General features: G+C 69.0%; 10 protein-coding genes and 1 tRNA gene. 5 read left to right on the plus strand and 6 right to left on the minus strand.

What is annotated here, in order from left to right; genetic code table 11:
• Positions 1-229 precede the first annotated feature (229 nt).
• Both JWQ05_RS04120 and JWQ05_RS04125 read left to right on the plus strand, forming a co-directional pair.
• Positions 230-763, plus strand: a complete 534-nt coding sequence (locus JWQ05_RS04120) for a thiamine phosphate synthase (protein WP_366944550.1) — start codon at positions 230-232, stop codon at positions 761-763.
• Between the two features lie 18 nt (positions 764-781).
• Positions 782-1,855, plus strand: a complete 1,074-nt coding sequence (locus tag JWQ05_RS04125) for a nitronate monooxygenase (RefSeq protein ID WP_299654898.1) — start codon at positions 782-784, stop codon at positions 1,853-1,855.
• Here JWQ05_RS04125 and JWQ05_RS04130 read toward each other — a convergent pair whose 3' ends face one another.
• The 6 genes from JWQ05_RS04130 to map form a co-directional block, all read right to left on the minus strand.
• Positions 1,856-2,608: a peptidase gene (locus tag JWQ05_RS04130; RefSeq protein ID WP_299654901.1), complete on the minus strand. Its 753-nt coding sequence runs from the start codon at positions 2,606-2,608 to the stop codon at positions 1,856-1,858.
• A gap of 55 nt (positions 2,609-2,663) precedes the next feature.
• Complete coding sequence (locus tag JWQ05_RS04135; RefSeq protein ID WP_299654904.1) at positions 2,664-3,491, minus strand: transglutaminase family protein; 828 nt, start codon at positions 3,489-3,491, stop codon at positions 2,664-2,666.
• Between the two features lie 37 nt (positions 3,492-3,528).
• Complete coding sequence (locus JWQ05_RS04140; protein ID WP_299654907.1) at positions 3,529-4,473, minus strand: alpha-E domain-containing protein; 945 nt, start codon at positions 4,471-4,473, stop codon at positions 3,529-3,531.
• A gap of 125 nt (positions 4,474-4,598) precedes the next feature.
• Positions 4,599-6,038 carry a circularly permuted type 2 ATP-grasp protein gene (locus tag JWQ05_RS04145; RefSeq protein WP_299654910.1) on the minus strand — a complete coding sequence of 480 codons (1,440 nt, stop codon included), beginning with the start codon at positions 6,036-6,038 and terminating at the stop codon, positions 4,599-4,601.
• Between the two features lie 100 nt (positions 6,039-6,138).
• Complete coding sequence (gene radC, locus JWQ05_RS04150) at positions 6,139-6,882, minus strand: DNA repair protein RadC (protein ID WP_299654913.1); 744 nt, start codon at positions 6,880-6,882, stop codon at positions 6,139-6,141.
• A gap of 10 nt (positions 6,883-6,892) precedes the next feature.
• A complete protein-coding gene (map, locus tag JWQ05_RS04155) occupies positions 6,893-7,723 on the minus strand; it encodes a type I methionyl aminopeptidase (protein ID WP_299654916.1) in 831 nt (276 codons plus the stop codon).
• Positions 7,724-7,964: 241 nt separating this feature from the next.
• Here map and JWQ05_RS04160 point away from each other — a divergent pair, with 241 nt between their 5' ends.
• The 3 genes from JWQ05_RS04160 (at position 7,965) to JWQ05_RS04170 (ending at position 9,553) form a co-directional block, all read left to right on the plus strand.
• Positions 7,965-8,219, plus strand: coding sequence for a zinc-finger domain-containing protein (locus JWQ05_RS04160; protein WP_299654918.1), 255 nt, complete (start codon positions 7,965-7,967; stop codon positions 8,217-8,219).
• Positions 8,220-8,241: 22 nt separating this feature from the next.
• Positions 8,242-9,429 carry an FAD-dependent monooxygenase gene (locus JWQ05_RS04165; RefSeq protein WP_299654921.1) on the plus strand — a complete coding sequence of 396 codons (1,188 nt, stop codon included), beginning with the start codon at positions 8,242-8,244 and terminating at the stop codon, positions 9,427-9,429.
• Positions 9,430-9,466: 37 nt separating this feature from the next.
• Positions 9,467-9,553, plus strand: a tRNA-Leu gene (locus JWQ05_RS04170).
• Positions 9,554-9,569: the final 16 nt, after the last annotated feature.

The following is a 9,569-nucleotide window of genomic DNA, read 5'->3' on the forward strand; positions in this document are numbered from 1 at the left end:
GAGCATTGCGCCGGCCGTATCCCGAAGCGCGGCCGGGCCGAGCCGTCGAGCCCGCAATTGGGGCTGGTCGGTTCGTGAGTGCTTCGTCGCGCATGGACGCACGAGGGTGAGGACGCTGCCTTCGCGGCTGCTCGCCGTGACCGAGCGATCGCTCGCCGACCCTCCCCTGCGAGCCGCGCACCGGCTGGTCGAAACCATAGAGGGTCTCCTGGCGGCCGGAGTCCGTTGGGTGTGGTTTCGCGAGCGCGACCTGCCGGATCACGCACGCCGTTCCCTCGCACGCGCGGTCGCCGAGCGCGTGCGCGCGCATGGCGGCTTCCTGACCATCGGCGGTGATCCCGTCCTCGCCGCGGAACTCGGGGCGGACGGCGTGCATCTGCCGGGCGGGCCCACGCCGGCCGAAATCGAACGCGCGCGGACGCTTCTCCCGAATGGCCTCCTCGGCATCTCAGCGCACGCCATCCACGAGGTCGACGCGGCCTTTCTCGGTGGCGCCGACTATGCCACCCTCAGTCCGATCTTCGCCACCGCGAGCAAGCCTGGATACGGACCCGCCCTCGGCCCGGGCGCCCTCACCAGAGCTGCCGCCCTCGGCCTTCCGATCCTGGCGCTTGGAGGCGTCACGGCCGAGCGGGTCGAGACCTGCTATGCGGCGGGGGCTGCGGGCGTCGCCGTCATGGGTTCGTTGATGCGCAGCCCGGATCCCGGGACGGAGGCCAGGCGCTTCCTCGCGTTCGAAAGCGGGCGTTCCGATCGTCCATAGGCTGAGAGGCGGCATCGCATGTGGGGCCAGAACCGGTTTCTCGATCTCGTCGCGGTCCAGCACCCGATCATCCAGGCGCCGATGATCGGACCGAAATCGACGCTCGCAATCGGGGTTTGTGGTGCGGGCGGTCTCGGCTCCCTGGCCTGTGCCGCCCTGACGCCGGACGGGGTCCGCGCCGAAGTGGCCGCGATCCGCGCGCGGACGGATAGGCCCCTGAACCTCAATTTCTTCTGCCACGTTCCGGAGCGGCCCGACACCGAACGGGAGGCCGCCTGGCGGGCCACCCTCGCGCCCTATTACCGCGAGGTCGGCCTCGACCCGTCGATGCCCGTCGCGATGGCCGAGCGCATGCCGTTCGATGGGGCGATGCTCGAAGTCGTCGAGCACCTTCGTCCTGCCGTCGTCAGCTTCCATTTCGGCCTGCCCGATGCGTGGATCATGGACCGGCTGCGGGCGCTCGGATGCCGCGTCTTCTCATCGGCCACCACCGTGCGTGAAGCGCGCTGGCTGGCCGAGCGCGGCGCGGACGCGATCATCGCCCAGGGTGTGGAGGCCGGAGGGCATCGCGGCATGTTCCTCGGCGATGATCCCGGCCGTCAGGTCGGGACGATGGCGCTGGTGCCGCAAGTCGTGGACGCGGTGGACGTTCCCGTCATTGCCGCCGGGGGCATCGCCGACGCACGCGGGGTCGCTGCGGCCTTCATGCTCGGCGCCAGCGCCGTCCAGGTCGGGACGGCCTACCTGCGCTGCCCGGATTCCGGCATCTCGGACGTTCACCGCGAGGCCTTGCGCGCGGCCCGGGACGAGGACACGACGATCACCAACGTGCTCACGGGAAGGCCCGCGCGCGGGATCGTCAACCGCGTGATCCACGACCTCGGGCCGATGCGCTCCGACGCCCCGGCATTTCCGCGGGCGGCAATCGGCCTCCAGCCTCTGCGGATCGAGGCCGAACGGCGCGGGGCGGGTGATTACTCACCCCTCTGGTCCGGCCAAGCCGCTGCGCTCGCCTGCGAGACCGATGCCGCCGACCTCACGCGCAGACTGGCGGAGGGCGCCCTTACGCTTCTGGGTCGAACGCCGGCCTGACTACTTTGCGGCCGATGGACCGTAGGGCGGACGCGGGATCGCCCGGTGCGCCGCGCGGAGTGCCGCCGACCAGCGCTCGCGCAGGTCGTGGAAGTAGCTCTCGCCGGCTTCGATCCGGTGGTTCACTTCCAGGTCGAGGGCGCCGCGCCGGGCAAGGGCGATATCGATGGGCAATCCGACGCCGAGATTCGAGCGCATGGTCGAGTCCATCGAGACGAGCCCGACCTTCAGCGCGTCGTAGAGGTCCGTCTCGTACTTCACGGCCCGGTCGAGGATCGGCTTGCCGTATTTATGCTCGCCGATCTGCAGGAACGGCGCGTCGCCGCTGCACTCGATGAAGTTGCCGGCCGAGTAGATCAGATAGAGCTTCATCGGCTCCGCGCCGATCTGGCCGCCGAACAACAGGGAGACGGAAAAACGCAGGTTCGCCGCCTCGAAGCCCGCCTTCTCGATCTCGCGCACCCGGCGGATCGCGCGGCCCACCAGTTGTGCCGCCTGGAACATCGTCGGCGCTTCCACGAGCTTCATCTTCGGCTCGCCGGCATCGCCCTCGACGCCCTCGGCCAGCAGGCTGAGAACCGACTGCGTGATCGAGAGATTGCCGGCCGAGGCCAGCATCATCACCCGCTCGCCGGGGACGTTGAAGTGGTGGAGCTTGCGATAGGTCGAAATGTCGTCGAGCCCGGCATTGGTCCGGGTGTCGGCGATCATCACCAAGCCCTCTTCGACGAGGACGCCGACGCAATAGGTCATGACTGGGTCTTTCTCGGGCTTTGTGTTCGCGCGCGGTGGCGATCCGCCGTCAGGATCAGGATTGAACGGTCGCCTGTGCCTGCTCGACGCGAAGCGTCACGTCCAGGGTCTCGGTGCCGCCGCCCATGCGGCTGCCGCGAATCGGTGCCGCCCCAAGGTAGTCCAGGGCGACCGCCACGCGGATATGCGCCTCGGTGGTGGCGATGCCGTGGGCGGCATCGAACCCGACCCAACCGAGGCCCGGAACGAGGGCCTCCGCCCAGGCATGGCCGGACCCCTGGTCCGTATCGCCATCGGCGTGGTGGTAGTAGCCGGAGATGTACCGGGTGGGAATTTCGAGATGGCGCGCAGCCGCGATGAACAGGTGCGTCAGGTCCTGGCAGACGCCCTTTTCCTGCGTGAAGGCCTGCGCGGCATTGGTGCTGGCGCTGGCCGGCCCCGGCACGAAGGCGACCCGCTCGTGAACGGCCTCCAGCAGCCGGTGCAGACAGGGCAGGGGCGCCGGGTCGCCGGCCGCCGCGACTTCGCGGGCAAACGCCTGGATCCCGTCATTGGCGAGCGCCAGATCCGAATCGCGCAGGTAGAACACGTCCGGCAGGCGCTCGATGGTTCCGCGAACGATGCCGTGCATCTCGATGGTGTCGACCTCGCCGGTGACGCGGATCGACAGGGTCTCGGCCGGCTCGTCGGCGGTGAACCAGTGAACCACGTTTCCGAAGCCGTCCTCGCGCTCGCTCACCCGTCCATCGACGGAGGGCTCGATGCGCCAGCGCCGGACATATTGCCCGTCATGGTCGCGCGGGCGCAGGCGCAGGACCTGGATCAGGCCCCGGGCCGGCTGCTCGTAGGTGTAATTGGTCTCGTGGAAGACGCGGATTCGCATGCGGCGACCTTTGCGCGGCGGCGGGCTCGGGCCGGCCCTATACCAGATATTGCTCGATGACCGCCGCGCCGAGACGATTGTTCTCGGCGATGAACTCCGTCACGAACTCGTGCAGGCCGGAGGCGAAGATGCGGTTGATGTTCTCGCCCTCAAGCCGCGCCAGCGTGTTGCTCGCCAGGCGCTGGCTCGCGCCGCGCCGGCCATAGGCGTCCGCGATCAGGTCGAGATGCTCCACGAGCACGCCGTAGCAATTGGCGAACGAGCGCGGCATCTGTCGGTTGAGGATCAATAGATCGGCCACCAGCAGCGGCTTGATGCTCTCGCGGTAGACCCAGTGATAGGCGTTGAAGGCCGAGACCTCGCGCAGGATCGTGGTCCACTGGAAATAATCCAGGCTGCCGCCGACCCGCTCCGAGGCCGGCAGCAGGATGCGGTACTTCACGTCGAGGATGCGGGCGGTGTTGTCGGCGCGCTCAACGCCGGTGCCAAGGCGGGTGAACCAGTAGGCGTCGTTGCGCAGCATGGTCCGGTAGGCCGAGCCGTCGAAGGCCAGGGACACGCTCTTCACCCAGTCGAGGAAGCGGGTGAACTCGTCGCGGTTGAGGTCCCGGCCCTCGTAGTTGCGCAGTTCGAGCCAAGCGCCGTTGATCGCGTCCCACATCTCGGTGGTGAGCGCCGTACGCACGCTGCGGGCGTTCTCGCGCGCGGTCTCGATGCAGGACCGGATGGATGAGGGGTTGTGCGGGCTGAACGCGAGGAAGTCGCAGACCGTCGCTTCCGTCACGCTGTCGTAGAGCGGCTTGAACACCTCCGGATCGCCGGCCGAGGCGAGGGCGGACGCCCATTCGTTGGTCTCGCCGCCGCCGTAACTCGAGGGCAGGGCGGCCAGGCGCAGGGCGGCATCGAGGATTCGGGCGACGAACTCAGCCCGCTCGGCGTAGCGCGAGAGCCAGTACAGGTTGTCTGCGGTCCGGGACAGCATGGGGTTCCGTTGAGACGCCGGCCGGGCGCGAAGGGCGGCGGCCGCTGGGCTGAAGGGACTATGCCGGAGGCGGCGGCGATTTGAAAAGGCTTCCGGCGCAGGCCGCCGGAAGCCTCGCGGTGGTCTCAGGCGTCGAGGACCCAGGTGTCCTTGGTGCCGCCGCCCTGGCTCGAATTCACGACCAGCGACCCCTCCTTGAGGGCGACCCGGGTCAGGCCGCCGGGGACGATGCGGATCTCGTCGGAGCCGCAGAGCACGAAGGGGCGCAGGTCCACGTGCCGGGGGGCGACGCCGGAGGCGACGAAGGTCGGGCAGGTCGAGAGTGCCAGGGTCGGCTGCGCGATGAAGCCGTCCGGCGCGTGGCGGAGCTTGCGCCCGAACTCCTCGATCTCGCGCTTGGTCGCGTGGGGTCCGACGAGCATGCCGTAGCCGCCGGAGCCGTTGACCTCCTTCACCACGAGGTCGGCGAGGTTGTCCATCACGTAGGCGAAGGCCTCCTTCTCGCGGCAGCGATAGGTCGGCACGTTGTGCAGGATCGGCTCCTCGCCGGTGAAGAACCGCACGATCTCCGGCATGTAGCTGTAGACCGCCTTGTCGTCGGCGATGCCGGTGCCGACGGCATTGGCCAGCGTCACGGTCCCGCGCTCGTAGGCGTTCATGATGCCGGGCACGCCGAGGACCGAGTCGGGGCGGAACACCAGGGGGTCGAGGAAGTCGTCGTCGAGGCGGCGGTACAGCACGTCGACCCGGCGCGGGCCTTCCGTGGTGCGCATGTAGACCACGTCGTCCTTGGTGAAGAGGTCGGAGGCCTCGACGAGGTCGACACCGAGCTTATCGGCCAGGAACGAATGCTCGTAGAAGGCCGAGTTGTAGCGGCCGGGGGTGAGCAGGGCGACGGTGGGGTCGCGGGTGGCGGTGGAGGGCGCCAGCGACCGCAGGGTCGCCAGCAACGCGTCCGGATAGTTCTCGACCGGGGCGACGCGGTGGCGCGAGAAGAGCTCCGGGAAGAGGCGCAGCATCACCTCGCGGTTCTCCAGCATGTAGGACACGCCGGACGGGGTCCGGGCGTTGTCCTCCAGCACGAAGAAGTCGTTCTCGCCCGTCCGCACGATGTCGATGCCGGCGATGTGGACGTAGAGGTCGTGCGGCACCCGGAAGGCGCGCATCTCCATGCGGTAATGCGGGTTGCGGTAGACGAGGTCGGCGGGAATGATCCCGGCCTTGATGCATTCCTGCGCGCCGTAGATGTCTTTGAGGAACGCGTTGATGGCGGTGACGCGCTGCTTCAGGCCGCGCTCCAGGAAGCCCCATTCCGGTTTGGTGATGACGCGGGGGATGATGTCGAACGGGATCAGGCGTTCGGTGGATTCGTTGGCGCCGTAGACCGCGAAGGTGATGCCGATGCGCCGGAACAGCATCTCGGCCTGGCTGCGGCGCGTGTTGAAATGCTCGGGCGGCGTCGTGTCGAGCCAGGTCTTCAGGCTGTTGTAGGCTTCGCGCACGTTGGGGTCGTTCAGCGCCCCGTCGGGCAGGCCGGTCATCTCGTCGAATGCAGCGAGCGCCATTCGCGCCTCCCCCTTGAAACGCCACCATTCAGGCAAGAGGCGCGCCAGCGGCCCGACAACGGGGTCCGCGCCCACCTCCCTTGCGTGCAACGTAGCACGATCAGATCAACTTCAAGCCTTTGAAGCTGGCATGTCCCTCGCGACCCAGGATGATGTGATCGTGGACGACGATTCCGAGGGGATCGAGCACCCCGATGATCTCGCGGGTCATCCGGATGTCGGCGGCGGACGGGGTCGGGTCGCCGGAGGGATGGTTGTGCGCGAGCAGGATCGCCGTGGCGGAGAGCTCCAGCGCCCGGCGCGCCACTTCGCGCGGATAGACCGGCGTGTGATCCACGGTCCCGCGCCCCTGCACCTCGTCGGCGATGAGGTGGTTGCGCCGGTCGAGGAACAGGATTCGGAACTGCTCGCGGGGCGCAAACGCCATGATCGCCCGGCAATATCCGAGCACGGCGCTCCACGAGGACAGCAGCGGCCTGTCCGCGATCGCGCCACGGGCGAGCCGGTGGCCTGCCGCTTCTATGAGCTTCAGGTCGGCGATGACCCCCGCGCCGATGCCTTCAATTTCGGCAAGTCGCGCGGGCTCGGCGCTGATCACCTCGGCAAAGCTGCCGAAGCGCCGGATCAACGCCTTGGCGAGCGGCTGCACGTCCCGGCGCGGAATGGCGCGAAACAGCGCGAGTTCAAGGAGTTCGTAATCCGGCAGCGCGTCGGCGCCGGCCTGTGCGAAGCGGGCGCGCAGCCGGTCGCGATGGCCGAGGTAATGCGGCTCGGCCTCCTTCGGCTCGGCCCTCGGTGGCTCGCCGTCCGAAACATCAGGTCTGGGCGGCGGCCGGAAGACCACGGTGCGGCGGTCAGACGGCCGTGGCGGTCGGCTGGTGCAGCCCCTTGGGCGAGAAGGTGAAGATCTCCGCCCCCGTCTCCGTGACGGCCACGGTGTGTTCGAACTGGGCCGAGAGCGAGCGGTCGCGCGTCACCGCGGTCCAGCCGTCGGAGAGGACCTTCACCGCCGGGCGGCCGAGATTGATCATCGGTTCCACCGTGAAGAACTGCCCCGGCTGGAATTTCACGTCGTAGCTCGGCTCGACGTAATGCAGGATGGTGGGCGCGTCGTGATAGGTTCGCCCGAGGCCGTGGCCGCAGAAATCGCGCACCACGGAGCAGCGCTCGGCCTCCGCGTAGGCCTGGATCGCCCGGCCGATATCCGTGGTGGAGCCGCCCGGCTTGATCGCCGCGATGCCCCGCATCAGGCATTCATGCGTGATCTCGCAGAGGCGCTGCGCCTTGCGCGGGACCTCGCCCACATAGGCCATGCGGCTCGAATCGCCGTGCCAGCCATCCACGATGAGGCAGATGTCGAGGTTGACGATGTCGCCTTCGCGCAATGGCTTGTCGTTGGGAATGCCGTGGCAGACCACATGGTTGATCGAGGTGCAGATCGACTTCGGGTAACCGCGATAGAGCAGCGAGGCCGGATAGGCGCCGTGGTCCATGGCAAAGGTGTATGCGAGTTTGTCGAGGTGTTCGGTGGTGACGCCGGGGGCGGTCGCCTCCATCAGCACGTCGAGGGCCTCCGCGGTGAGCCGGCCGGCCCTGCGCATGCCCTCGAAGGCTTCCGGGCCGTGGATCGGCGGCAAGGGCGCGCGGCGTCCGCTCTCGGCGACGGCCTGTTCGTTCTGGGTCATGGAGAGGTTTCGCGCGTCTGCCGTATCGGATCGCTCCTTATGTACGGTGGCGCGTGCGTGAGGCCAACCCTCGACGGCTCGGTCGTGCGTTGCAGGGCGGGCAGGGCGGCGGGGCCTGTCGCGATGCACTAGGCGTGCGACCGGCGAGCCGCTAGAGACTGGATCCTGGCAGATCCCCAAAACACGGTGCCTGCGTTCGGGAGTTCGAACCCGCAACCGGGCCGGCAGGCAGGACGAGGCGATGGCTGACAAGGCGGTGCCGCATTTTCACAACGAGCCCGGGGTGGCCGTGATCCACGTCGGCTCGAAGGAGTTCATGTGCATCGGCGCGAAGCCCCCCTTCGACCACCCGCACATCTTCCTCGACATGGGCACCGAGGACGAGATCATCTGCCAGTATTGCTCGACGCTGTTCCGCTATCGCGCCACGCTGGCCGCGGGAACTTCCGATCCGGCGGTTTGCGTCTGGGACGATCGCAAGGCGGCCGCCGCCTGACGCGCCGAAGCGGATCGGCCCCGTGCCGGGACTGAGCATCGCCATCGTGGGAGCCGGGATCGGCGGGCTGACGGCCGCCCTCGCCCTCGACGGCGCCGGCCATTCCGTGACGCTGATCGAGCGGCGCACCGGCTTCAGTGAGGTCGGGGCTGGCATCCAGCTCTCGCCGAATGCGAGCCGGGTGCTGATCGGCCTCGGACTCGGTGCGGCGTTGCGCCGGGCCGCCAGCGAGCCGCCCCGGGTCGTGGTGCGCGCACTCCAGAATGGTCAGCAGATCGGTGGCGTTGCGCTTGGCGCGAGCCATCGCGAGGCCTTTGGCGCGCCTTATTACGTCATCCACCGGGCCGACCTGCAGACGCTGCTCCTCGACGCCGTCCGGGGGCGTCCGAAGATCCGCCTCCTCGTAGGCCGCGACGTCACCGGATACGCCGAACATCTCGACGGTGCGGATCTCACCTTCGAAAGCGGCGCCGCCCGGGCCGAGACCTTCGCGGCGGACCTCGTCATCGGTGCCGACGGCGTCCGCTCGCGCCTGCGCGGGCAACTCGACGGGCAGGACCTGCGCTCCTGCCGGGCGGCGGCCTGGCGGGCGATCGTCCCGCGCGAGGCACTGCCCCCGGATCTCGACGGGGACGCCACCGGCCTCTGGCTCGGGTCGGGCCGCCACGTGGTGCATTACCCCATCCGGGGCGGGCAGCACGTCAATGTCGTCGCGGTGATCCCCGAACGCACGGGGAGCGAGGGCTGGGGCCAGCTCGGCGAGCCCGCCTACCTGCGTGCCCGGTTCCGGGACGCCGCCGCGCCCCTGGCCAGCCTGCTGGCGGTGCCCGATTCCTGGCTAGTCTGGTCCTTGGAGGACCGGGCGGTGGCGCGGCCGATGGCGCGCGGGCGTCTGGCCCTGATCGGCGATGCCGCCCATCCGATCCTGCCTTTCCTGGCCCAGGGTGCCGCCCTCGCGATCGAAGACGCGGTTGTTCTCGCCAAGGCCATCGGACCGGCCGGTACGGTCCTCGATCTCCCCGCCGCACTCGCCCTCTACAATGCTGCCCGACGCGACCGCGTGCGCCGGGTGCGGAAGGCCGCTTGCGCGAACGGCCGGACCTATCATGCGGGTGCCCTCGTCGGCCGCGTGCGCAACGCCGTGATGGGACGCCTGGGTCCCGAGGGCATGAACCGCCGCTACGCCTGGCTCTATGGCTGGGCGCCTTGATCTCCCCGGCCGGCCCCGCTACCGCTGGCGGCCGGATGCGGACGTGGCGAAACCGGTAGACGCACGAGACTTAAAATCTTGCGGCTGAAAGGCTGTGCGGGTTCGAGTCCCGCCGTCCGCACCAATACGCCGACATCGCC

The organism is Methylobacterium sp. (assembly GCF_028290105.1).
Classification (GTDB): domain Bacteria; phylum Pseudomonadota; class Alphaproteobacteria; order Rhizobiales; family Beijerinckiaceae; genus Methylobacterium.